The following is a 23,655-nucleotide window of genomic DNA, read 5'->3' as shown; positions in this document are numbered from 1 at the left end:
AATGTGCCAAAAAAGTGCCAAACATTTGGATTAGGAGGACATTAACATGGTCAGTTACCGAAAAAGAGGAAAAGTGTGGCAGTACGAAATCTCATACAAAGATTTGGATGGTGCTTACAAGAAATTACGTAAGTCCGGCTTTCGGCTCAAGTCTGACGCGGAGTTAGCGGCTAGTCAGGTGAAGTCCCTCTATGCGGACATACGCCAGTTTAAGGCTGGCGAAATCCCATTGAGTGTCTATTTTGAACGCTGGATCAATCTTTATAAGCGTAATTCTGTGACCAACGTCACTTTTATCAAGTACGAAAACACGCTGAACCACATCCGCAAGATCTTCGGTAAAATGCCACTAAAGGATATTACCCGAACGGTGTACCAAGAACGGTTGAACGTCTTTGCCCGTAATCACGCGCCTCGTACTGTATCCGCATTCCATAAGCAGATCAGAGCGGCACTGCTTGATGCCCTGGATGAGCACATCATTTCCAACGATCCAACACGTAAGGCCGTCGTCACAGGAGTGGCAGTACACCGGCCAAAAAAAGCGCTGGATTACGGTGAATGGCAAAAGCTGATTCACCATCTAGACCCGGATCAAATTCCCGAGATGATGATTTATTTGGCTACTGTTACCGGCATGCGATATGCGGAGATTTTGGGAGTGACTACTAGCGACATCAATTGGCAAGAAGGTACCGTGGATGTTAATAAAACCTGGGACTACAAATACCACGCCGGCTTTAAGAAGACGAAAAACAAGGCGTCAATGCGTAAATTGCCGCTTGATTCAATTTCCTTACACCACCTGCACGTTTTCGTAGAAAACCACCTCACATCACCGAATGCCCCGCTCTTCTTGGTCAACGGGCATGCCATGGTCAGCGCTGAAATCAACCAAGTATTGACTAATAAATTGCATGCATTGGGATTGCCTCGGGTGACATTCCACGGACTTCGCCACACCCATGCCTCAGTTCTCCTTTACCAAGGTGTGAGTGTTCTTTCTGTCTCTAAGCGCCTCGGCCACAGCAGCATTACGACTACCCAATCTACATACCTGCACATTATCAAGGAATTGGAGGCAAAAGATACCGATAAAATCCTGGCAATTCTCAAGAATGCATAGTTGGCACATCTGTTGGCACAAAAATCCCCTCCAGATCAATTCTAGAGGGGGAAATATCTATTTTATGGGCGTCAATAGCTTGACGTCTGCTTGTACTTTCTGGTGGTTCACCACGACGCCGTCATCCAGATCAATCGCAATATGCATGTTGGCGACGTGTTGGAGTTGAGCGTCATACTTCACCAATTCTTCTAACTGTTTGCGGGTGTGGTCCCGCTGTTTAATCAACTGGTTCTTCTGGCGCGTGTTGGTCTCTGAGGCGATGAAGGTGTCCAACGTGGTCACCCGCTTTTCATAAGCAGCCTGCAGGGTGTGTAAATACGACGTGCGAATCATCGCCATCGTGTCGCCGTCGTACCGATGCAGGTACATCAATGCTTTGAAGCCACCTTGCCGACCGGAGTCCAGTTGCCAATAGATCGGTCGTTTCTGATAGATAGTCAGATGGTTCTTGTAGAAGTCGTTGAACAGATAACTCCGAATTTGATCTTCTGCTGTGTCGCCCGCTTTACCCAGTGCCTTGGCAATGAACGTGATATTCTCTTCCAAGTGTTCTTTGCCAAAAGTAACCGTCAAAAACTCTCGGAAGCGATGCATGATATCTCGGTCATCGCCAAAATAATCAGAGTCAGTCAGCACAATCACATCATCCGCATTGGGTTGATAGCTCGTGTACTTCGAAGCATCCCAATCGCCACCAGCAAATGCCAATCCTGGCGTATCTAGCGAGTACCGGCCAAATGTGACTCCGATAAAGTAGGACATGAAGGCACGGATATCCCGTCCTAAATCTGCTTTACGTACCGAAACCTCTTTATCGGACTCCTCTGGTGACAACTCGTCCTGCAAGCCGTACAGATCAATAAAGATCTTGTTCAGTTCTTCTTCGTTCTTCTTCAGTTGATCGAACCGATCTTGGGCCTCTTGTTTCCACTGATTGAAAGCTGCTTCCACGGTCCAATTTCGATTATGCTCAACGATGTTATGGATGAGTGGATGAAGCTTAAAGTCCCAAGAAACCTCAAAGCTATCCCACTCGTCCTTTCCAATCTTTGTATTCATCTTTGCCAGTATAGCGGCGCTTTCACGCACTGGTTCATTCGTAATGATTATCGGCACTTTTTTTATGTCTTCTGTGAGCATGTTAATTGTTGGATTGATAAAAGAAAGGGCATAGCCACCAATCTTAGAATTCAATAATCCCATGAAGAAATGCAGATCTGCGCCTTGCCGTGAAAAGGCCTCATTTCCACCCGTGTCAAAAATCGATCCTATGGTACGGTAGCGCACATTGAAAAGCCCCGAAGTGACTTTTGACCAAGTGATCGCTTCACGGAAGTAATAATTGGGGTTTCTTACTACTGAACGTTGCTTACCATTTGGAAACTTAAAGTTACGGACTTCTTCACCATTGTTATGCCAGTTAATAACATAATCATAGTTACCGTACCATTTACGATAGGAACCACCTTTGTTATATGGAAACCATTTTTTGTTTGATGAGATCGATTCATCGATTGATTTAGCATCAAACTTTATTGTTTGGTACGCAACCTCAAACCACTGCCGTAAGAATCGATCATTGTCCGCAGTTGCTAGGCCCTGTCTCGGGTCAACGATTTCTGACATTGGAGTCCCAACCTCAAAGTCATGTATGAGATTCATGCTACTCCAATATGCGATTGGGCTTCCGGGAATCTTTCCGAAGTTCGTTTGGTTAGTTCGATAGAGACCCTTGCAGGAGGGATCTTTCACCATTTCCAAATACGCGTCCTCTTTAGCCGTTTGAGAAGGAGCATTCACCAATCTCTCGTATGTGCCGACATAACTCGGTATAGACGCATTTCTCATCACGAACGCAGTTGATTGGACCACTTCGCCCCCAATTTCTTCAAACGCACGGGTACCCAAGTGAGCCATATTGATGAGCACATTCTTACGGAGCTTAACCCGTAGTTTTTCAAAACTAGACAGGAACATCCACTGGTGCTGGGTAATAAGTGCGTGATATCCATTTTGGACATTCAACTTCTGTGCCAATTCCATAAAGACAGCAAATAAATCTGCTTTACTGTCTGGATACTCCCTTTTAACAAACTTTGAAAGGCTCGGTGTCATTTTGCCAGACCCCATATAGGGTGGATTTGTTACTACGATTGTGTACTGGGCAGCCAAGATAGTAAGCACACGGGTGATGCGGGACATCTCTTCAAAATTGAAATTTGTCGTCGCAAAGGAAAGCTGTGCTGATTCTGGCTCTGTGGCTGCACTCGTTTGGAGTTCAGATAGTATTCCTTGATCGAGGCTAGGCTTGATCAAGGAGCCGAGAACATCGCCCCGGTTGAACTCCTTCACTGTGCCCTGAAAGGACTTGGCTTGTTGCTGTGGCAACTGATTAGCATAGGCTCTGGTTAACTCGTTGAGATCATCATTGAGAATATTAGTTTGCGGAATATCCGACAGTTGCGGATCAATGGATTGATTCAGTGCGCGCCGGTCGTATTGCCGGAGCTTCATCATCACTGCAAAGTAGGCGAGCTGGTAGGCACGCCGATCAATGTCTAGACCAAACAGGTTGTTGGCAACAATGCTATTGGCAGCCTCTCGTGCTGAATAGCCTTCGCTTTGATATAACTGCATGAAGACATCGAATGCATAGATCAGGATGTGGCCAGAACCCATGGCAGGATCTAAAAAGGTGATCTGTTGAAGCTTCTTGCCTGACAGATGACTATTGAAAGCCAATAGTTGTTGCTGAACATCCTCAGTTTGCTGAGCAGCGGGCATGAAATATCGCCAACCGAAACTCTGGGCAATATCCTGTTCAGACCGTTGATCACCGCGTGTATGGAGCACATCGATCCAATAGCGGCCGAGCGAATTTTCAACCAAGTACTTGACGATCCAATCTGGTGTGAACAACTGAGTGACGGCTGGAATATCTGATGCCGCGTACTTGCTTTTTTTGAAGGCAACGTCTTTGGGTTCTTCATTGTAGTATTGGTACAGCCACCCAATGATCTCGACCTGCCCCTCCTTCTCCACGTCAAAATCATCCCGCGGCACCTCGGTCACGAGTTCCTTAATCACCCCATTCTGATAGCTGGGAGTGAACAATAATTGGAAGGCATCAGTTGTTTTCTCAAACAAATGGGGTAAATTGGCGTTCAAGGCGTTGGCCTGCTTCAAAAACAGTAGTCGATACGCATTATCCATCGCCGCTGGCTCTTGAGTTTCTTGCGCATGTTGAATGAGATCTCGCTGCTCATCAGAAAAGCCGCCAAGATCGTCTTCAATTTCCAGTGCATGCGCCAAAATATCCGGTTCTGCCCGTCCTTCTTCGGAAGAAAGCACGGCAACCCGGCTTGGCAAATAATGGTTCACTTCCATGAATCGTAATGCGATGATCCGGTTGAACCAGGTGTATGACGCTTCTTCCACGAGATTATCATAGGCGGTATGCCAATCATCCTTGGCTGCCGCGGTCTGCAACCGCTGAACTAAGCTGACCCGGCGCGACGTATCCCGCCCACTGACCCCTTCCGTGTCGTTTGGCACATAGAAGGCAATCTCAGCCGTCGATGTTGGCAGTTTCTCTTTTACACCGTCTCTGGTGATCCCCACTTGGGTCAGCTTTAACTCAATACTCTCGATGAGCTCGCGGCGGGCTTTCACCGCGAAATCATGAATCTTCTTTTTATCCATTGCGATTCCTTTCAAAATAACGGCCACTCCCACGAATAGCCGTTATTGTCTGCTAGAGGGTAAACTTCGTGATCTGGTTTTCTTTAACTTGATCCAGCAATGCCTGCCGAAGCTTCTCAACATACCGGTTTACGTCATCTTCAGAGGAAATGGACCATTCCCGTTCAATGGGGAGTTGATCGGCTTCAAGATACTTAGTTTGAATAACAACAGGCGCTACAGGTTCTGGTTGAGGCGCCGGATTGGGGTCAGGAGCAGGAAGCGGATCCACAAGCTTAATGGATTCCTCGTCTGAACTCGGCTTCGGGGATACTTTCTCCACCTCAGCCAGCTTCTGTTCTTCTGCTAGTCGCTGCTCCTCATTTTCCAAGCTCTGCGTAATGCGCCTTAACACCGCATCAGCTGCTGCCGGTTTGGCCTCTAAGCGCGTCAGATCTGGCGCTTCCTCAGCCTCGGTCATAATTCGCTTGATCTGCTCCGTCAACGTCGCCAGCCGTTGCTGTTTGAAGTTATCTCCGGTGGAAGAATCGTTAATCCGCTGTTTGGCCTTTTCATTGACTGCTTGGATTTTGTCGGTCACTTGTTTCTGGTGATCGTCCATAATCTTGGCAAAGGTATCCACAAACTTCTGATGAACACCATCAATTTCTTGGATAACACGTCCAGCTCGGTCCTCATTCAGCAGTTTGTTCAGCTGCTGGTAGTTCTCAGCCAAAGCCGTGCTGGTAAAGAAGTCATGGGATGCCTTGTACCGCGCGATGTCATCCAATCCCCGCGTCCAGATTGTCTGCTGCTGATCGCTGAAATAGAAGTCCATGATACCCTTGTCGCTCATGTCATCCGCCCACTGCAGCAAATCATCATAACGAGTATGGATCTTGTCGTAGAAAGTTTCCGCATCATTAATGGCCAGTAATTCACTGAACATTTTACTGCCTTTTTTGAGCAGTTCATGGCCCGGGAAGGAACTATTCTTTTGATCAAAGAACTGCAGCGTCCCATTGTCCTTGGCAATCTTCTCCTTCAATTCAGCCACCATCAGATCCGGCTGAGCTGCACTGAATGACCGCTTATTGAAGACCTGATCGGCGACGTCCTTCATTTCCCGCAGATAACGCGGATTGATGTCTTTCTTCACCTGAATCGAAATCTGTTCCGCGTATTGCTTCTTGGTCAGGAAATTGGCAATATCCTGAGGCTTGTACGCCGGATTGACCGGAGAAAGTACTTGGTCCTGTAGATTAGCCTGAATCTTGCCATCCGCCAGCAGCTTGGCCACCAGCCATTCGATGTCGTCCTCAATATAACCATAGGGAATGGCCTTGAAGTTGTTCAAGATGGCCTGCAACGTAACATGCTTGTCCTTTTGCATCGTCCGCTGGAGCCAGCTGTACACTACTTGGACCGCACGCTCGTTTTCCTGCGTGGATACTGCCAACTCATTATCCTGATCCAGGATTTGCGTAATATCTGACGACGACTTGGCCGCATCAATGAGTCCTAAACTGCGGTACGTATCATCCACCAACATCTTCAAACCATCTGTGAAGCGCCCCTGGAAGTCTTTGCCGCCCTCAATCTTATGTCCGGCAACATAAACGTCTGCTTGTTCCAAGGCCGTCATAATCCGCTCCCGGGCCTTGACTAACAGCTGCTTCCGTTCAGCAGTCCGCTGTTCCTTGATAAAGTTGAACCGAGCGTCGGCATGGGCGTTGCCAAGCATGACAAATTTCCCAATCTGCTCCGCCCGCCGCAAGTCGCCGAGATAGTCGTCCGTGCTCGGCAGATCAACCACGATCTTATGTTTAGACGGATCCATGGACAGAAGCAGCAGGTTGGCTTCATTCCGATTATTGGCGCCATCCAAAGACGTGATGACTTGGATCGTCATGTCATTGTTGGTCCGCCCCTGGGGAGTTTCATCCACGTATTGATTCAACGTGAAATTGTAACGGCCTTTCAGCTTGGGGTAAGTGTACTTATTAGTAATGCCCGTTTTCGGATCGAAAATGAAGTTGCCCATCCGATCTTCCAACTCGCCTGACAGAACCTCTTCCCGGCTGATGGCCTGGTTGACTTCCTGTTCCGCATCGGTCAAGAATTCGTAGTTATCCAAGTTTTTCTCGACAAACCGTTGCTGCCGCAGAATGGCTAACGCATTCTGGACCTTTTTCTGCAATTCAACCCGATCAGTATCCACTGAGTCAATCATCAACGTCACGATGTTGTTCAGCGTCGCGTCAAAGTCTTTCAAGTACTTGACCATGAACAGTGCTTTCAGTACTTGGACGTTGAAGTTATCTTCTTCATGGGTGGGATCAACGGTGTCGTTGTCCACCGCGTGGGCAATCACGATGCTATGGGTGTGGTCCAAGAACTGGCGCAGGCCTTCAAAGAACAAGCTGAATGGCACCAGTGCCGTATCCTGCTGGTCCATGATAGCTTCCACAGATTCCTGGAACAGGGACAGCATCGACCGTGCACCTTCAGACAAGTGCTTACCATCAGAGCCGTGGGTCCGGACCGCTGTAAGCACATTTTGCAGCAAGTTAAACTGATACGGAACGAACGGATACGTCGCCGCAAAATCTTCCCCTGAACGGAACTTAGGCCGATCCACGCCATCGTCAAAATCAATCATGTTATTGATTGCGGCTGCGTTAGCCTCGTAGTCTGCCGCAAGTTGTGTTGTAGCCGGCTCTGTCTTTGCCAACAGCCGCTTGCGAATGACTTCGTCCACGTTGGCCGAACTCATGCTGATCTTGGTCGCAAACCGGCCTTGAATCTTGGAAAAGTCCTGACCGCTGATTTTGTCCGTAATAGTATCAATAGCCTGCTGGGAAGAAACAACTACCCAAGCCTTACCATGGGTAGCTGCCCCCAAGTCCTCAACGACGGTTTGCAGGTTAAGCATCCGCTGGGTACTTTCTCCAACAAACTGGCCGACTTCATCCACCAGGAAAACGACCCGCTTACCGGTCTTCTTGATATAGGCGGCCACCAGTTTAGAGAAGTCCTCAATACTGACTTGATAAGATGTCGTCAATTGATCCATCAAGCCCTGGGCATCCTCTTCACTGTATGCATCGACTTGCACTAGGGCATCTTTGATCGTGCCTTTCTTGAAAATGGCATGATCCCGACCAACCGTCCAATCCATGTGAGTGTTATCCAACTCCGTGAACTTGTCCTTAAAGGCGTCGTACTTACCCTGCGCAACTAGTTGGCGCTCCATTTCAGCAATCCAAAAATTGGTGCTCGAAAAGCCCTGCATTTCGTTAAACACTTGCAGGAAAACATTGATGATGGCATTGTCATCTGACTTGGCACCAGTCTTAGCTTTGGAATCAATATTGAACAGCACCACGTCGGTTGGCTGTTGCGCAGCCAGCTCAATACGGTTGATCGTCATCTGGTCATTGATTTTCTCTTTGAAATAATCAATGGCGCTCTTGCCGTCAACTTTCCGATCCTCCAACAGATAGGAAAGGATCTTCAGAAAGTGTGATTTACCAGAACCGAAGAAACCGGAGATCCAGACCCCCATTTCATCAGTATCATGGTTGATGCTTTTCTCATAGGCCGCAAAGAAGTCATCAAAGTGGCCTTTCAATTCTCGGGTAACAACGTACTCGTCCAGTTCTTGCTTCACGTTAGCGTCTGCATCCTGGCCAACCTTGATGACGCCTTGGATATTTCGATCAATCGGTTTAACAAATAAGTCGCGTATTTGCATTGTTATCTCCCCTATTCGAAATGAAACGCGCGGTAGTAGTTGTCTTCCTGCAGCTCCCCGAAGGCCTGCAACCGCACACTGTTGTAATTACCTGGATAGAATATCATGACCGGAATTTGGTCAATGACCTGGGTCATGGTGTTCAACACCTTGTGGGCCCGGATAATTGGATAAACCTGCCCAACACCGGTAATGAACACGATGGTGGTACCATCTTTGTTCAAATGGTCGCTGATATACTGCACCACTAGGTTATGTTCCTCGTTCATCTCCATGATGTTGTTCATCCAGTCAATCACTTGGGTGATACCATTACTTTTTTCCAGATCAATGAATGCTTCCCGGTAGCCGAACTGATCAACAATCGTCAACATGATGGTGAACAGGTCGAACACTTGAATGGTGACACCCGTGGGCGCCGCTTTTTCTTGGCGGATAATATCGCCAATTTCGCCGCGGACATATAGTTCTTTCTCGGGATCATAATCGAAAATATAGTAACCAACCTCGTTCGACAGGCCCCGATTCTCTTGAAATGACTGCGTTTGGATCTTTTCCCGCAAGTCCTGAAACTTCTTCTTCAGTGGTACCATTACGACGTCCTCCCCGTCAGGATTGCTAAGTAATCCAAGTGGTTTTCTTCGCGCAGCCGGTCTGCCAAGCGCTCATCGAGCAAATAGTTTTCAACCACCAGTGTGCCCTTGTAGTCCTTAACGATTTGGGCCCGGCGCAGATACTGCGCCACAGTGGACTGCAGTCTCCTCAATGTTTCCTCGGTCCAATGGGCAGCCTCTTTATGCGTCAACGGCAGTTTCTTAAAAAAAGCTGCCATTTCGTAAGCTTCAATCTGTCGGTCACCCAGGATTAGTTCCGGACGGAAGACGTCATACATGAAGGCATACATCAACTGCTCCGTATTCATGATGGCGATAAGATTCATAATGCGCTGATTGACTGGATCGAGCTGATCAAAGAGTGCCCGCATCGCTGGCGTGAGTGAGCCCACGCGCCGTAAAACCACACCGGTCGTGGTGATCAGCCGGGCATGGGAGGAGGCATGGAACGTATTCTCTGCCAGGATCTGTTGGCGCAACACTGTGAAATCATCGTTATCGTTAGCCATACCCATTGCTTGAACAAATTCTGTGAACCAAAACTGGAATTTAACCGCTCCGGCCGATATTCGTTTCATGTCTACCTTCCTTGCTTGTGAAATGTGAAAAAGTCACTTGTGAATCGTTTACATGTGTGTCAAAATACATTTTACTCGTTTGGACTTAGTATACCAGCTGGACGGCTAAATCGTGCGTCCCATCAGACTTTTCACATATCCCGTGGAGAATCTGGAAATCCAAGAATTCCTTTACTCACAATGCCAACGGCACCGGCGAAAAGTTCATTGACGGCTACTCGATAATCAATACCTCGTCTAGGATTGAGCAGAGTTAAATACTGAATTGCTCGAAACTGCGGTTCGCCACTATAGTATGCCATCAGATAATACATCAGAACTTGAAAGGTCTGCGTCTTATTGGGTTGGTGTGAGGACACCTTTAAGTCAATCAACTCACGATTTGTCATATAGTCAATCTCCCCAAGAGCCTTCGGTGGACGAACCTCAACCCCCTGGAAAACTAAGGGCCCATATTTTTCAAAATATTTCTGGGGTATCAAATTCGCTATAAATTTACTACAAGGGTCGAAGATATGGTGGCCTAGTTCAACAGCCACTAGTTAAGCCCAAGTATTCAATCTCAAATGGCCTAGTTGAGTACGCCTTAAAGCTCGCAATGAAATCGATTACTAGTAAGAGCATTGCCTCAATCACTGGCATTTCGACCACGACCGTTGGACGCATCCTTGATGATAATATCAATCCGCGACCGCTCAACTATCTCCCAACCAACCTTTGTTTCGATGAGTTTCGCTCAACTCACCCACAAATGGCCTTTATCTGTATCGACGCTGATACACACAAACGTGTGACCGTGCTTGGTGATCGGCTCTCAGACACCATCAAAAAATTCTTCGAGGAAAACTACTCTAGAGACGAAAGAGCGAAGGTGAAGCATATCTGTATGGATATGAACGCTGCGTATCAGAACTTTGTTCACGAGCTCTTCCCTAACGCCGAGATTGTCATCGACCGTTTCCATATCATTCAACTGCTAGGTCGAGCGATGGACCAGATGCGCGTTCAAGCGCTACGGCAAATCAAGGATAAACATTCTCAAGTGGGCTCTGGTGCAAAGTTTGCCTGGCAACTTCATTCTAGTATACTGAGTGACAAGAAACGAGGGATTGTGCGCATGAATTACTTTAAAGGACGCCACTTTCAACAGGATATCATTATAGTAGCCGTTGGCTACTATTTTAGGTTCAGTCTCAGCTACCGTGATATCGTTGAATTGCTACGTGATCGCGGGGTTAGTGTGCATCACACCACGGTCATGCGTTGGGTTCATCATTATGGCCCCATCTTTAAGGCTTTATGGCGCCAACATCAAACCTCCCATACCAAAAGTTGGAGGATAGACGAGGCTTACATTAACGTCAAAGGTCATTGGACTTATCTGTATCGTGCAATTGATAGCAACGGTCTGACGCTCGACTTCGAACTGCGAAAGCATCGTGATTATGCGGCAGCCTATCACTTTTTGAAACGGCTTTTGACGACCAATGGTCGTCCTGATCGCTTAGTCACCGATCAATATCGAGCAACACTTAAGGCAGTGAAGCACCTGATGAAACAAGACTACTTGAGCAAATCAGCACACCAATGTTCCAAGTATCGAAACAATTTAATCGAACAAGATCATCGATTCATTAAACGACACCGGGTGCGGTCAGCAAGTTTCCAAAGCATCCGAACCGCTAGTGCAACACTCAGCGGCATTGAAGTCATCCATGCATTACGCAAGAAAACCCGACGAGAGCTAAGCCTCATCGGGTTTTCAGCCGTGGACGAATTAAAAGCGATGGTGCCAGCATAACCTACAACACCCTATCAACAACTAGGTAAAAGGCACACTCTCAGACTATTTTCACCAGAGCCGAAATATCTACTACCGGGTTGTTTCCGAATGACCACCATCCTCTCGATAAGAATCTCTCCCACGAACAGCTCAAAACACTGATTTCATAAGCTATTGATTAAGAATTGACCTGTATGCATTCACTGCTACCGGTCGATTTTTTTCGCGCAGCAATTCTCCATCAGGTAATTCGTCAAAGAAATATTTGGAAATTGCTTTCATAAGTGACCAGAAAATTTGTCTGTAATTATGTAACCCAATAAATCAGACGAGGAGGATAACCCAATGAGTAGTGAGCAAGAAGTGACGCGAATGTTTATTCGCTATGTACAACAAGCCCTCAAAAATGAACGAATCAATCGGTATAAGGCCTCTCTTCGGCAAATCAAGGAAATACCACTGGAGGCCTGGCTACTGGAAGAAATCGAAGATTCCTATCATCTCGATGAATTCAGGTTGACCGATGAGGAAATCGAGCATCTTGAAGACTTCATCGAAAGTGAGAAATTATCAAGAGCAGTTTCCACCCTTTCTTCGACAGATAAAACTGTCTTGTATCAATATTATTATGGCGAACTCAACGACGTCGAAATTGGCAACCGTAGTGGCAAAACAAGTCAGGGGGTGAACAAGAGGCGGCGACGGGCACTAGCGCGGATTAAGGAAGCATACGAAAATATGTAATGAATACGGAGGAGTGTTCAATGCATTATACAGAGGTCGATAACCTGATACCGGTTATCTTGGCAGCGCAGGACGGAGACGCAGAGGCAATGTCCCAACTACTCGATATGTTCAGCTACGATTTCGATCGCGAGGCTGCATACGGAAAAAGCTATATCGATCCCGATTTGAGGCAGGAACTTCAAATCAAGTTTGTATTCAGCGTTCAGCGCTTCAACGTGGCTGAACACCTATCGCAACCGTCCACTCAATCAAGTTCACAACTAACTCGCACATAATCAATTTCAACTTTTTTCTGATTTTGGTTTCATTTCGACCCGTTCCCGCTGTCTGTATATGCAGAAGCGGGATTTTCTTTTGCTCGCTGTGTCCTTTGACAACTGAATAGCGTTGTTCAGCAACAACAGCCGTCGCCATGACCTCGCATGAGTGAGCGAATACCAAGGCCAGATACTTACACGTCACTCCCACGCAACGGGAGAGCTGATTCACTGTGGATCAGTTAGCCGGTCGGAACCGGGTTGAACAACGCCGCCTCACCAATTTACTGAATGGAGGTGATACGCTCACCTTGCACACTAACTCTTGAAGGGAAGTGGCACTATCAGCCAAGAAATTCGCCATGAAATGTCCTTCGTTTTGAGCGACGGACAGATCGATACGATCCGCAACAAGGTATTTGAGATTATCCGTGAAGAAGTAAACAGCGTTCGGCACGAAACACTGCTAAACGTCCGCTACTTCAAGAAAGGTGAAGCCTGCAAATATCTCAACGTTTCGTACAACACGTTAGACGTTTGGATCATGCTGGGCTTGCCCAAGATCACAATCGGTAACTCGGTCAGATTTGATCGCATTGAACTTGATAAATGGATGCAAGGCATGAGTGTTGGATGTTAAAATAATGATGTCTTACGCCTCACTGCCTTATTGAGCAGGAGGTCAATCATTATGTCAATCACCAAAACCAAAGCTGGTACCTATCAGGTCAGCGTTTTCTATCCGAAAGCCGTTCGTGAACTCATGGGCGTCGCCGGACAGACCCGTTTTCGGGAAACCATCTCGACCAAACAAGCAGCAGTCGCAAAGGAGCGTGAGATCAACAAGAAAATTAAAGAAGCCCAAAAGAACGGTAATGCCCGTTCTCTTGAGCTTAAAGGTAAGATTCTGTTCAAGACGTTCTACAAAGATGTCTTCATGCCACTGTATTTGACCGGTTCCACTGGTCGGGCACCGGTTGTCCCAACGAAGGCTACTGTCGAATACCAGCGTGGGTTGTTCAAGAACCACCTACTGCCAATGTTCGGCTCCTATTCCATGACCTACCTGAACTCCAACAAAGAGTTCGTCGTCGATCGGCTCAAGGAGAAGTCAGAGCACTTCGCTAATATCAAAACGGTTAAGGCGTATGTGCGCCAAATGTTTGAAGTCGCCGAGATCCTCGACTACATCGAATATGACCGCGTAGGCAAGTCCCTCCGCCTTGTCGGGCAACCACACAAGGACAAGCTCAAGAAGGAGCGAGTGAAGAAAGGTGAGTTCCTGACCGCAGAGCAACTTCTGGACTGGCTACAAGCCACAAAAGAGGACTATGAGCGCAGTAAGCTATCTCTAGCCGATTACACCCTGTTCTTGCTAACGTTGCACCTAGGCGACCGTAAGAGCGAATCCTACGCTTTACAGTGGAAGCACATTGATCTGGAAGCTGGCAAGTTGTATCTGGTTCAGTCACTCGATGGTGACCGCGACGCGAAGGACACCAAGGGACACAAGCAAAGCATTATGACCCTGCCACAGAATATTCTATATCTACTGGCCGACTGGAAGGCAGAACAAGCCAAGCAGCTCGAAGCAATCGGAGTAGAGCAAGATGGTGAGCAGTGGCTGTTCACCTACGTCACTCGTGAGGGTGTTCGCAACCAGCCGCTTTACTCTGATTACCTCAACGCACGGATCAAGTCAGTCAATCGGCGGCACCCTGAATTGGTCTACCTGCATCCACACAAGATGCGGCACACGTTCAGTACCCTAGCACGACAAGGCGGTGCGTCGATGGAAGACATCTCCAGTGCGCTCACCCATTCCAATGTTTCAACCACGCGAACTTACGTGAACACACCGGATATAATAACAACGGTCACCCACCAACGCTTCCTAGATCGGCTAAATTCCGCAAGACTAGAAAAACAAAAAGACGTTCAGAATTCAAACTGAATTCCAAACGTCCCCATATTGAGCCAAATTCTCGTACAAATCGCACCCGTTTTGATGAATTTGTACGAAAACCAACTTTTAAGATTCTCGTCACGCCGCGGTTCGTGGCCGCAATGTGACAAAGTGGTCTTTATTTGCTGGTAAGCCCGTACTTCTTGTTGAAGCGATCAACACGGCCATCAGCCTTGTTGAACTTCTGCTTGCCAGTGTAGAACGGATGGGAGTCGGAAGTGACTTCGACACGAACCAATGGGTAAGTGTTACCGTCTTCCCATTCAACAGTTTCGTTAGAACCCTTAGTTGAGCGGGACAAGAACTTGAACCCGGTCGAAGAGTCCATAAATACAACTTCATGATAATCTGGATGGATGCCTTGCTTCATAGTGATGTTCTCCTTTGCCCTAAGTCATTGCCTGACCTAGAGAGATATTAGTAGTTGGTCAACCGCAAAATTATAGCATGCCTAGCCCATCGATGCAACTTCGGCATCTTCGACGATTTCCACATCGGCGCCTAAACCATGCAATTTCTTGACCACGCGATCGTAACCGCGCAGGATATGTTCCACTTGAGTGATCGTCGTGGTGCCTTCTGCCATCAACCCGGCGATCATCAAACAAGCGCCGCCGCGGATCTCGCCGGCAGCCACTTCAGTTCCTTGCAATTGATCGGCATGATGCAAGATGATCACGTCATTCTCCACGGTGATGTCAGCGCCCATGCGGATCAATTCCGGCACGTGGCGCACGCGCTTGGGATAAATGGTATCGACAATGATGCCTTCGCCTTGCGCCTTAAGCAGCAACGGTGTGATCGGCTGCTGCAAGTCTGTGGCAAAACCGGGATATGGCATCGTCTTGATCTGCACCATCCGCAAATCACCTGATGGGTACACGAAAATGCTGTCTTCACCGACATCCATCACCACGCCCATTTCTTCAAGCTTGGCTAAGAAGGAATCCAAATGTTCAGAGATGATGTTCTTCACATTGACGCCGTCGCCGATCGCCGCGGCCATTGCCAAATAAGTCCCGGCTTCGATACGGTCAGGGATGATGGTGTGGGCATTGTGCGCACGCAAAGTCGGCGTACCGTCGATGCGGATCACATCGGTACCGGCGCCGCGAACATGCGCGCCCATGTTATTCAAATAAGTCGCTAAATCAATGATTTCAGGTTCTTTGGCAGCATTCTCCAACACGGTTTGGCCTTTGGCCGTCACCGCCGCCAAGATAATGTTGATGGTGGCGCCAACGGACACCATGTCCAAGAAGATCCGCGCGCCATGCAAGCCTTCTTTAGGCGCTTTGACCACCATGGCGCCATGTTCGTTGGATACCGTTGCACCAAGCGCTTCAAAACCTTTGATATGTTGATCGATTGGCCGCGGTCCAATGTCATCGCCACCGGGTAAGGCGACATTAGCGCTGCCGAAGCGGCCTAACAAGGCCCCCATGAAATAATATGACGCGCGCAGCGATTTGATCTTACCTTCTGGCAGCGGCACTTCTTTGATATGCGTCGGGTCGATCTTAAGCACGCAATCTTCGAAAGTCGAATGGACATTCATCGCTTCCAGAATATCCATTAAGTTATAAACGTCTTGAATCTGCGGTACTGAATCTAGTGTAACTGGCGTGCGCGACAAGATCGCAGCTGGGATCAAAGCCACAGTACTATTCTTTGCCCCGCCAATGACAACCGAGCCAGAGAGCTTCTTGCCCCCGTGAATCAGCATTTTCTTCATGTTGTTTTATTCCTCACTCGCATGTGTAGAGAAGCGTTGGCTGAAGCTGACCACAAGTTTTGCTTCATTCGGCGATCGTCGCCGTTATCGTTCACTGGTAGGCTGTTTCTAAAAAACACATTCACCGTTTAATTCTAATGAACTTACTGCCAAAAAACAAGCGCGAATCAGCGAAATCACGCGCTTGCCATGTTACATTAACAAACCTGCAACTTAGCTTAAGCGCTGCAATAATTGGGAAAACGGTTAACCCAAGTTGACCGGTCATTTTGTTATTTTATTGCAAGCGTGTCCAGAAATGCCTCGTACTGGCGGATCAAAAAAGCCGCCCGATTACTCGGACGGCCCTTGCAGTGATTTACTTAAAGTCGCCTGCTGCTTGGATGAAGGCTTTGAACAAACCTTCAGGCTTGGTTGGGCGAGACTGGAATTCTGGATGATATTGAGAAGCAACGAAGAACTTGTTCTTCGGCAATTCGATAACTTCCATCAACCGGTTGTCAGGTGAAACCCCGGAGAAGACCATGCCGGCCTTTTCCATGTCAGCACGGTACTTGGTGTTGAATTCATAACGGTGACGGTGACGCTTCTGGACTTCTTTGGCGCCGTCGTATGCAGCAGCGGCCACAGAACCTGGCTTGAGTTCGCATGGATACAAGCCTAAGCGCAAAGTGCCGCCCATGTTCTCAACGTTGACTTGGTCTGGCATCAACCAGATCACTGGGTTCTTGGCGTCTGGTTGCACTTCAGCACTGGCTGCATCTTTGATGCCCAGCACATTGCGGGCAAATTCGATGGAGGCCATTTGCATGCCTAAGCAGATCCCTAAGAATGGCACATCATTCTCGCGGGCATAACGGATGGCAGCGATCTTGCCTTCCAAACCGCGATCGCCAAAGCCGCCTGGAACCAAGATCCCATCAGCGTCGCCTAGAAGTTCTTCAACGTTGTCGTCGTTGACATCTTCGGCTTGGAAAGTGGCGATTTCAACATCGCTGTCCCAATAGTAGCCGGCATGCTTCAAGGCTTCAGACACGGAGATATAAGCATCTTTTAACGCCACATACTTGCCGACTAAGGCGATTTTCACTTTATGGTCGAGGTTTTGGACCTTGTTTAACAAGTTGGTCCATTCCGTCATATCAGCAGCTGGCACATCTAAGCCAAAATGCTCGATGACACGTTGGTCCATGCCTTGCGCCTGCATCGCCAACGGAATGGAATACAGCGTCTTGGCATCGCGAGATTCGATGATCTCGTTTTCCTTAACGTCGGTGAACAAGGCGATCTTCTTCTTCATGCCTTCAGTAACCGGCTTTTCCGTCCGCAAGATCAACATGTTCGGCTGGATCCCAATGTTACGCAATTCCTTGACGGAGTGCTGTGTTGGCTTGGTCTTCATTTCGCCAGCAGCGCGCAGGTAAGGCACCAAGGTGGCGTGAATGTAGTAAGTGTTCTCCGCGCCGACATCGTTCTTCATCTGCCGAATGGCTTCCAGGAATGGTTGTGATTCGATATCGCCAACCGTCCCGCCGATTTCGGTGATGATCACATCAGAATCGGTGGTCTTGGCCGCACGCATGATCTTCTCTTTGAGCATGTTGGTGATGTGCGGGATCACTTGGACAGTGGCGCCAAGGTATTCGCCGTGGCGTTCTTTCTCCAAAACTTCAGAGTAGATTTTCCCAGTCGTGACATTACTGTACTTGTTCAGGTTAATGTCGATGAAGCGTTCGTAGTGGCCAAGGTCCAAGTCCGTTTCGGCGCCATCGTCAGTAACGAAGACTTCCCCGTGTTGGTACGGGTTCATCGTCCCTGGGTCGACGTTGATGTACGGATCAAATTTCTGGATCGTTACCTTTAAGCCGCGGTTCTTCAACAGCCGGCCGAGACTGGCCGCGACGATCCCTTTGCCAAGCGAAGACACAACGCCACCGGTAACAAAAATATACTTGGTCATGTGATAACTCCTTTTGATTGTATTGACGGGAAAAAACAAAAACAAGCTCTCCTACATATCGGAGAGCTTGTAACCGTAATGCTTTACTGTAAATCGTAAAGCGCCCAAGCAGTATAATAACGAAAATCCAGCAACGCGTCAAGTGCTTAGCAAAAATGGCCGGAAATGGCACCTGGTGGTCACATTGTGCTCCGTTCAGATGGCGTGGAACGTGGTGGGCGGCGGCAGAGCTAACTTTGCGTCTCCGCTACGCTCCGTACGCAAAGTGGATCTCTGCCGCGCGCCTTCTTCTAGGCGCCTCCGCGCGTTGCGCTCCGTTGCCAAGAAGAACGACACCACTGACGCCATCTGACCTCCGCACAATGCGCCCACCAGGTGCCATTTCCTCCAGCGTACGTTTCAGCTTCAGCTATATATCACCAAAATGTTAATTTGATAACGTCTGCCATACCGTCATCAATGTAGGACTTTCCCCATGCCGCTCCGTAACTCCTGCCTTACTTAATTCGTAACCGACTAGAATATTGTCAAATCAACATTTGATCGAAGAACATCATCGTCTGAACCGAACTATGAAGGAAACAGCGACCGGAGGCGGCTGAGGCGAAGGCCAAATGGCGTCAGGGGTGTCGTTGTTCTTGGCAACGGAGCGCAACGCGACCATCAAGGCACCCTTTCCTCCAAAATACATTTCAGCTCACAGCGAGTACCACTAGTAGGCTGATCTGACAACAACCTAGCCCACCGCTCACAGTGTAGGGCAAGGGTTGCGCAGCGGCGTGGGGAAAGCGTCGGTCAGGCCGTGAAACGATCAGTACAGCAAGACAAGCGGGTTGTGCTTGGCTTGTTGTACTGATCGCGGCAAGAATTGAGACGAGCAGGTGAGCGCAGCGAGCGCTTGGCTCAATTCTTAGGCGTAAACCACGCGTACTTTGCGGGGTTGCAGCCGGCCGCACCGCCTGCGCCGACGCTTTCCCCACGCCGCGGAGCAACCCTTGCCCGGCCTGTTTCCGGCACTTTGCACACTGTGGCCTTCGTCGAGCTGCACAAAGCAACGCGGCGTGATATAAGGCGTGACGCCGCTTGGGCCAAGACCGCCCAAACGTCATCCCGTCTTATATCCACCGCTAAAACCGCTTTGTTTCGCTCTGGTCACAAAAAAACACTGCAGCCAGCGGCCACAGCGTTTGTCAATTATTAAAGTTTGTCGTCGTCATCAGCGTCTGGATCAACGGCGGTGTCGTCATCATCGTCGTCATCTTCTTCATCGTCGTCGGAGAATTCTGCCAACTGACCTTCGATGCCGTCTGGTAAGGCGTCTTCTTCATCGTCGCCATCAGCGTCTGCGTCTTCTTCATCATCGAAGTCATCAGCAGCCACTTCATCATCGTCATCTTCGGCGAAGTCATCGTCTTCTGGATCATCGTCGTTATAGTCGATCACATCGTCATCGTCGCTAACGTCGGCCAAGAAGGCATTGACCTTCTTGCGCTTCTTGCGGCGCGGTGCTTCGTCTTCTTCGTCGGGATGGTTGACCTCTTCATCAACGGATTCGTATGGGTACCAAGCGCGCAGGCCCCAAACGTTGTCCCCTAATGAGATGAACGAGCCATCTTCGTTGAGGTCAGTATAGAATTGCGGCAAACGGCCACGCACTTCACTGTCACTCTTGCCTAAATAAGTCTGAATCTCGTTAACAATGTCCACAAAGGGCATTGTTTCGCCTTTCTGTTCGAGAATGGCGTGTGCCACCTCGATCATGGACAGTTCAGATTTAATCGCATCGGCAAATACTTCGTCTAGTTTCAACCGGTACACGCCCTTTCCACAGTCTATTCCAAACTATACGCGCTCACGCCATAAATTGCAAATTCATTCGATAATTTCCCAGGTGATCACCATTGGCGAATAATTCGTATTCAATATAGATCTCCCCAGCCAGCGGCGCATCGGTAATGCGCACATCCAAGCGCGGCGTCACCGTTTCCACCGGGATCATCCCATAAGGCGTCCGATAGCGCGTCAAGATCCGCTTCTCATTGGCAAAATGCAGCTTCAACTGCATATCGTCATCGCTGCCGCCACGGGTCAATTGTACATCCCCATCCCCGCGCAGCTTTAATGTTACCGGATAATTGGTGTGTTCTTCTTCATTGATCTCCCGATAGCGAATATATAAGGTATCATTAAGTTCAACGACACTGCCTGGCTCATCAAAAACATGTTCTTCGGTTTGGCCTTCTTGCGTAACATAAGTTTGTAAATGAATCGTCACTGGGATCCCACGTGATAAGTCCATCGGCGTATCCTTCCTTTCTGTTTAACGCTGAATAATGTGCAAAGCTTGCACAACTCAAACACGCGCCCAAGCAAATGGCCGCGCATGTCATCCATCTTATTGTAACGTATTATGCATATTTTGCACCATCTACTATAATGGAGTCATATCAAACCCCAAAGGCGGCGTCTCATGGCACTTGAAGATTATCTTGATCACCAACCCATCGGCTTACTCAGCCATCACTATCCAGCTGATCACAACCGCGACAGCTTTGCGCACACTAACACTTTGTTAAAGCGGCCAGTCGCGTTGCCGCCGGTGTTTGTACATTTCTGGACGACCAGTCAAACCGTGATCTTAGGTATGCAAGACCTGCGCTTGCCGCAACTGCCCCAAGCGCTTGCTGCCTTGGCCAATTGGCATCCTTTTGTCCGCAATTCCGGGGGCTTAGGCGTGGTCAGCGACGACTTGGTGTTGAATTGTTCCTTGTTTCTGCCGGCTGAGGCAAGCTTGTCCATTCAAGCCGCTTATCAGCTGCTGGCTGATTTGATCGGCCAAGCCTTGCCAGAAGCTGACATGACCATTGGCGAAGTGGCGCATTCCTATTGCCCAGGCAGCTATGACTTAAGTATCAATGGTCAGAAGTTTGCCGGTTTGGCCCAGCGCCGCACCAGCCAAGGTATTGCCGTGATGGCTTATCTGTCAGTGGCCGGAAACCAATTCAAGCGCGGTGAATTGATGCGCGCTTTCTATCAAGCCGGCGCTGCTGCCCAAGCTGCCAAGTTTCACTATCCAACAATCGACCCCACTTGCATGAACAGCTTGGACCAATTGCTCGATCAGCCATTAACGGTTGGTTTGATGCAAGCGCGGCTGGTGCGGGTCTTGGCCCAACACGCCGCAATTGACCCATTACTTCTCCCAAACGCGATTCAGCAGCCGGCTTATCAAGCGGCATTGGCTGAGGCGGCTAGTGATATGACCCAACGACAGGAGGCGCTTCATGCACGATGAATTATTACCCCGCGAGAAAGTCTTTCGCGATCCGGTTCACAACTATATCCATGTCCGCCACCGCGTGATCTTGGATTTGATCAACACCCCAGAATTTCAGCGCTTGCGCCGCATCAAACAACTCGGCGTGGCTTCGCAAGTCTTTCAAGGCGCCGAGCATTCGCGCTTCACCCACAGCTTAGGGGTCTATGAAATCACCCGCGAGATCTGTAATAACTTCGTGGCCAATTACCCTAACGACTGGGACGACTCACAGCGCTTAGTCGCCTTGTGTGCCGCCTTGTTGCACGACATCGGCCACGGCCCGTATTCGCACACTTTTGAGCATATTTTCAACACCGATCATGAAGCCATTACCCGGCGCATTCTGTGCGATGAAAGCACCAATGTCAATCGGATCTTGCGCACCGTGGCACCAGACTTTCCTGAACAAGTGGCCAGCGTCATCGACCACACCTACCCTAACCCGCAAGTGGTCCAAATGATCTCCAGTCAAATCGACGCCGATCGCATGGATTACTTGCTGCGCGACGCATATAACACCGGCACTAATTACGGGCTATTCGACTTGACGCGCATCTTGCGGGTGATGCGGCCTTATAAAGAAGGCATCACCTTCGACGCCAACGGCATGCATGCGGTAGAAGACTACATCGTCAGCCGCTTTCAAATGTATCAGCAGATCTATTTTCATCCGGTGTCGCGCGGCCAAGAAGTGGTGTTAGGCCACTTGCTCAAGCGTGCCAAGACCTTGTATGAAGCTGGGCGCTTTGATCGCGGGTTCACGCCGCGGCTGCTGATCCCGTTTTTCGAACACCGCTTTGATTTGGCGGATTATTTGCGGCTGGATGATGGGGTGTTAAACACCTACTTCACCTACTGGCTGGATTATCCGGATCCGATCTTGAAGGACTTCGCCGATCGCTTCTTGTCGCGCCGGCCGCTGAAGTCTGTGACTTTTACCGACGAAACGGAAGATTTGTTGCCGACCTTGCGCAACTTGGTGGCAGAAGCCGGCTTTGAGCCGGACTACTACACAGCAGAGAATGACTCTTTTGACTTGCCTTATGACGCTTATGACCCTTCCAGCGCCAATCCCAAGACCCAAATCGAGATCATGCAGCTGGGTGGCACCATGGAAGAACTATCCACCTTGTCGCCGCTGGTGGCGGCGATTTCCGGTTCTTTAGCCGGTGACAAACGCTTCTATTTCCCAAAGATCATGCTTAGCCGCGGGCCAAGCTTGTTTGCCAACACTTATCAACAATTCCAAGCGCACCTGCTTAATGGCGCGCTGATCAAATAACTCTCGCCTACAGAAAGGATCCTCATGAGTATTCGCCTGATCGCCATCGACATGGATGGCACCTTATTAAACGAACACAACCTGCTTACTGCCAACACCATCGCCACGATTAAAGCAGCCAAAACCCGCGGCATCAAAATCGTCTTGTGCTCCGGGCGGCCGCTGACCGGCTTGAAGGCCTTCTTTCCTCAGCTGGGCTTAGTCGACCCTGGCGATTACGCCATCACCTATAACGGCGCGATGGTGCAAGAAGCCGATTCCGGCAAAGTCTTGTTGGCGCACACGTTAAACTATCAACAATTCTTGGAACTGACGAACTTGGCCAACCAGCTGCATGTGCATTCCCATGCCGAAGACGAAGCCAACATGTACACGCCTAACCGCGACATTTCCCGCTACAGCGTGCGCGAGTCTTACTTGGTCAATATGCCGCTGTTTTATCGCCAGCCGGAAGAATTCGCCGCTGACAAGCAGTTCGCCAAGGTAATGTTTATCGACGAGCCTGAACTATTAGCTAAGGCCAAAGCCCAGATCCCGCAAAATTTCTTTGACCGCTATTATTTCGTCAACTCCGAGCCGTTCTTCTTAGAAGCCTTAAACCCCAAGGCTTCCAAAGGCAATGCCGTAGCTGACTTGGCTGCCAAGCTTAACTTAGACTTGACTGAAGTAATGGCCATTGGCGATCAAGCCAATGACTTGCCGATGATCCAAGTCGCCGGCTTAGGTGTCGCCATGGGCAATGCGATTCCAGAGGTGAAAGCCGCCGCGCAAGTGATCACCGCCACCAACGCCGAAGACGGCGTGGCCCAAGCGATCCGCCAATACGCCTTCTAACGCAAAAAAAGCG

General features: G+C 49.0%; 19 protein-coding genes and 1 pseudogene. 10 read left to right on the top strand and 10 right to left on the bottom strand.

The genetic code is table 11. From position 1 onward, the window contains the following. The first annotated feature begins 46 nt into the window (after positions 1–46). Positions 47–1,126, top strand: a complete 1,080-nt coding sequence (locus ACGG90_RS07665; protein ID WP_390407931.1) for a tyrosine-type recombinase/integrase — start codon at positions 47–49, stop codon at positions 1,124–1,126. Between the two features lie 57 nt (positions 1,127–1,183). On the opposite strand, the gene pglX is transcribed toward ACGG90_RS07665, so the two are convergent. The 5 genes from pglX to ACGG90_RS07640 form a co-directional block, all read right to left on the bottom strand. Then, a complete protein-coding gene (gene pglX, locus ACGG90_RS07660) occupies positions 1,184–4,831 on the bottom strand; it encodes a BREX-1 system adenine-specific DNA-methyltransferase PglX (protein WP_390407928.1) in 3,648 nt (1,215 codons plus the stop codon). A gap of 52 nt (positions 4,832–4,883) precedes the next feature. After that, the gene (brxC, locus tag ACGG90_RS07655; RefSeq protein ID WP_390407925.1) at positions 4,884–8,567 is read right to left on the bottom strand and encodes a BREX system P-loop protein BrxC; all 3,684 of its coding nucleotides are present in this window, start codon (positions 8,565–8,567) and stop codon (positions 4,884–4,886) included. An 11-nt stretch (positions 8,568–8,578) separates the two neighbouring features. Next, positions 8,579–9,160 carry a DUF1788 domain-containing protein gene (locus tag ACGG90_RS07650; RefSeq protein WP_125754392.1) on the bottom strand — a complete coding sequence of 194 codons (582 nt, stop codon included), beginning with the start codon at positions 9,158–9,160 and terminating at the stop codon, positions 8,579–8,581. Further along, positions 9,160–9,759: a BrxA family protein gene (locus tag ACGG90_RS07645; protein ID WP_125754391.1), complete on the bottom strand. Its 600-nt coding sequence runs from the start codon at positions 9,757–9,759 to the stop codon at positions 9,160–9,162. The genes ACGG90_RS07650 and ACGG90_RS07645 overlap by 1 nt, the downstream gene beginning before the upstream one ends. Positions 9,760–9,890: 131 nt before the next feature. After that, positions 9,891–10,148, bottom strand: coding sequence for a hypothetical protein (locus tag ACGG90_RS07640; RefSeq protein WP_125754390.1), 258 nt, complete (start codon positions 10,146–10,148; stop codon positions 9,891–9,893). Between the two features lie 209 nt (positions 10,149–10,357). Here ACGG90_RS07640 and ACGG90_RS07635 point away from each other — a divergent pair. From ACGG90_RS07635 to ACGG90_RS07610, 6 genes and pseudogenes are all read left to right on the top strand, one after another. After that, a pseudogene (locus ACGG90_RS07635) lies at positions 10,358–10,810 on the top strand (transposase); the annotation flags it as partial. 66 nt (positions 10,811–10,876) lie between these two features. Then, entirely contained in the window at positions 10,877–11,560 is a 684-nt protein-coding gene (locus ACGG90_RS07630; protein ID WP_049152355.1) for an IS6 family transposase, read from the top strand. A gap of 327 nt (positions 11,561–11,887) precedes the next feature. Further along, complete coding sequence (locus ACGG90_RS07625; RefSeq protein WP_005691070.1) at positions 11,888–12,286, top strand: RNA polymerase sigma factor; 399 nt, start codon at positions 11,888–11,890, stop codon at positions 12,284–12,286. 20 nt (positions 12,287–12,306) lie between these two features. Continuing rightward, a complete protein-coding gene (locus ACGG90_RS07620; RefSeq protein ID WP_019899265.1) occupies positions 12,307–12,564 on the top strand; it encodes a helix-turn-helix domain-containing protein in 258 nt (85 codons plus the stop codon). Between the two features lie 307 nt (positions 12,565–12,871). Then, the gene (locus tag ACGG90_RS07615) at positions 12,872–13,186 is read left to right on the top strand and encodes a helix-turn-helix domain-containing protein (RefSeq protein WP_225357439.1); all 315 of its coding nucleotides are present in this window, start codon (positions 12,872–12,874) and stop codon (positions 13,184–13,186) included. A 51-nt stretch (positions 13,187–13,237) separates the two neighbouring features. Next, positions 13,238–14,500, top strand: coding sequence for a tyrosine-type recombinase/integrase (locus ACGG90_RS07610; RefSeq protein WP_125754397.1), 1,263 nt, complete (start codon positions 13,238–13,240; stop codon positions 14,498–14,500). 130 nt (positions 14,501–14,630) lie between these two features. On the opposite strand, the gene ACGG90_RS07605 is transcribed toward ACGG90_RS07610, so the two are convergent. The 5 genes from ACGG90_RS07605 to ACGG90_RS07585 form a co-directional block, all read right to left on the bottom strand. Then, positions 14,631–14,882 (bottom strand): type B 50S ribosomal protein L31, encoded by a 252-nt coding sequence (locus tag ACGG90_RS07605; protein ID WP_390407917.1) that lies wholly within the window; start codon positions 14,880–14,882, stop codon positions 14,631–14,633. 81 nt (positions 14,883–14,963) lie between these two features. Then, positions 14,964–16,247 (bottom strand): UDP-N-acetylglucosamine 1-carboxyvinyltransferase, encoded by a 1,284-nt coding sequence (locus ACGG90_RS07600; RefSeq protein ID WP_390407914.1) that lies wholly within the window; start codon positions 16,245–16,247, stop codon positions 14,964–14,966. 358 nt (positions 16,248–16,605) lie between these two features. Beyond that, on the bottom strand, positions 16,606–18,207 hold the full coding sequence (locus ACGG90_RS07595; RefSeq protein ID WP_390407911.1) for a CTP synthase: 1,602 nt from the start codon (positions 18,205–18,207) through the stop codon (positions 16,606–16,608). A 1,197-nt stretch (positions 18,208–19,404) separates the two neighbouring features. After that, entirely contained in the window at positions 19,405–19,968 is a 564-nt protein-coding gene (gene rpoE / locus ACGG90_RS07590; protein WP_390408039.1) for a DNA-directed RNA polymerase subunit delta, read from the bottom strand. 91 nt (positions 19,969–20,059) lie between these two features. Continuing rightward, complete coding sequence (locus ACGG90_RS07585) at positions 20,060–20,506, bottom strand: DUF1934 domain-containing protein (RefSeq protein ID WP_390407908.1); 447 nt, start codon at positions 20,504–20,506, stop codon at positions 20,060–20,062. A 171-nt stretch (positions 20,507–20,677) separates the two neighbouring features. On the opposite strand from ACGG90_RS07585, the gene ACGG90_RS07580 reads away from it, so the two are divergent. From ACGG90_RS07580 to yidA, 3 genes are read left to right on the top strand one after another with little or no spacing between them, the layout of a single operon-like run. Further along, a complete protein-coding gene (locus ACGG90_RS07580) occupies positions 20,678–21,502 on the top strand; it encodes a lipoyl protein ligase domain-containing protein (RefSeq protein WP_390407905.1) in 825 nt (274 codons plus the stop codon). Then, positions 21,492–22,808, top strand: a complete 1,317-nt coding sequence (locus ACGG90_RS07575; protein ID WP_390407902.1) for an HD domain-containing protein — start codon at positions 21,492–21,494, stop codon at positions 22,806–22,808. The genes ACGG90_RS07580 and ACGG90_RS07575 overlap by 11 nt, the downstream gene beginning before the upstream one ends. Positions 22,809–22,832: 24 nt before the next feature. Beyond that, on the top strand, positions 22,833–23,642 hold the full coding sequence (yidA, locus tag ACGG90_RS07570; protein WP_390407899.1) for a sugar-phosphatase: 810 nt from the start codon (positions 22,833–22,835) through the stop codon (positions 23,640–23,642). The last annotated feature ends 13 nt before the right edge of the window (positions 23,643–23,655 follow it).

Origin of the sequence: Lacticaseibacillus jixiensis (genome assembly GCF_042847315.1) — a bacterium.
Lineage (GTDB): Bacteria > Bacillota > Bacilli > Lactobacillales > Lactobacillaceae > Lacticaseibacillus > Lacticaseibacillus jixiensis.
This window is presented reverse-complemented; position numbering and strand designations above follow the sequence as displayed.

Excerpts from the sequence above, each read along its gene's own strand:
- rpoE (WP_390408039.1), bottom strand. The coding sequence starts at position 19,968 with ATGATCGAGGTGGCACACGCCATTCTCGAACAGAAAGGCGAAACAATG.
- ACGG90_RS07665 (WP_390407931.1), top strand. The coding sequence starts at position 47 with ATGGTCAGTTACCGAAAAAGAGGAAAAGTGTGGCAGTACGAAATCTCA.
- ACGG90_RS07600 (WP_390407914.1), bottom strand. The coding sequence starts at position 16,247 with ATGAAGAAAATGCTGATTCACGGGGGCAAGAAGCTCTCTGGCTCGGTT.
- ACGG90_RS07620 (WP_019899265.1), top strand. The coding sequence starts at position 12,307 with ATGCATTATACAGAGGTCGATAACCTGATACCGGTTATCTTGGCAGCG.
- pglX (WP_390407928.1), bottom strand. The coding sequence starts at position 4,831 with ATGGATAAAAAGAAGATTCATGATTTCGCGGTGAAAGCCCGCCGCGAG.
- ACGG90_RS07640 (WP_125754390.1), bottom strand. The coding sequence starts at position 10,148 with ATGACAAATCGTGAGTTGATTGACTTAAAGGTGTCCTCACACCAACCC.
- ACGG90_RS07585 (WP_390407908.1), bottom strand. The coding sequence starts at position 20,506 with ATGGACTTATCACGTGGGATCCCAGTGACGATTCATTTACAAACTTAT.
- ACGG90_RS07630 (WP_049152355.1), top strand. The coding sequence starts at position 10,877 with ATGAATTACTTTAAAGGACGCCACTTTCAACAGGATATCATTATAGTA.
- ACGG90_RS07575 (WP_390407902.1), top strand. The coding sequence starts at position 21,492 with ATGCACGATGAATTATTACCCCGCGAGAAAGTCTTTCGCGATCCGGTT.
- ACGG90_RS07645 (WP_125754391.1), bottom strand. The coding sequence starts at position 9,759 with ATGAAACGAATATCGGCCGGAGCGGTTAAATTCCAGTTTTGGTTCACA.
- ACGG90_RS07625 (WP_005691070.1), top strand. The coding sequence starts at position 11,888 with ATGAGTAGTGAGCAAGAAGTGACGCGAATGTTTATTCGCTATGTACAA.
- yidA (WP_390407899.1), top strand. The coding sequence starts at position 22,833 with ATGAGTATTCGCCTGATCGCCATCGACATGGATGGCACCTTATTAAAC.
- ACGG90_RS07605 (WP_390407917.1), bottom strand. The coding sequence starts at position 14,882 with ATGAAGCAAGGCATCCATCCAGATTATCATGAAGTTGTATTTATGGAC.
- ACGG90_RS07595 (WP_390407911.1), bottom strand. The coding sequence starts at position 18,207 with ATGACCAAGTATATTTTTGTTACCGGTGGCGTTGTGTCTTCGCTTGGC.
- ACGG90_RS07610 (WP_125754397.1), top strand. The coding sequence starts at position 13,238 with ATGTCAATCACCAAAACCAAAGCTGGTACCTATCAGGTCAGCGTTTTC.
- ACGG90_RS07650 (WP_125754392.1), bottom strand. The coding sequence starts at position 9,160 with ATGGTACCACTGAAGAAGAAGTTTCAGGACTTGCGGGAAAAGATCCAA.
- brxC (WP_390407925.1), bottom strand. The coding sequence starts at position 8,567 with ATGCAAATACGCGACTTATTTGTTAAACCGATTGATCGAAATATCCAA.
- ACGG90_RS07580 (WP_390407905.1), top strand. The coding sequence starts at position 20,678 with ATGGCACTTGAAGATTATCTTGATCACCAACCCATCGGCTTACTCAGC.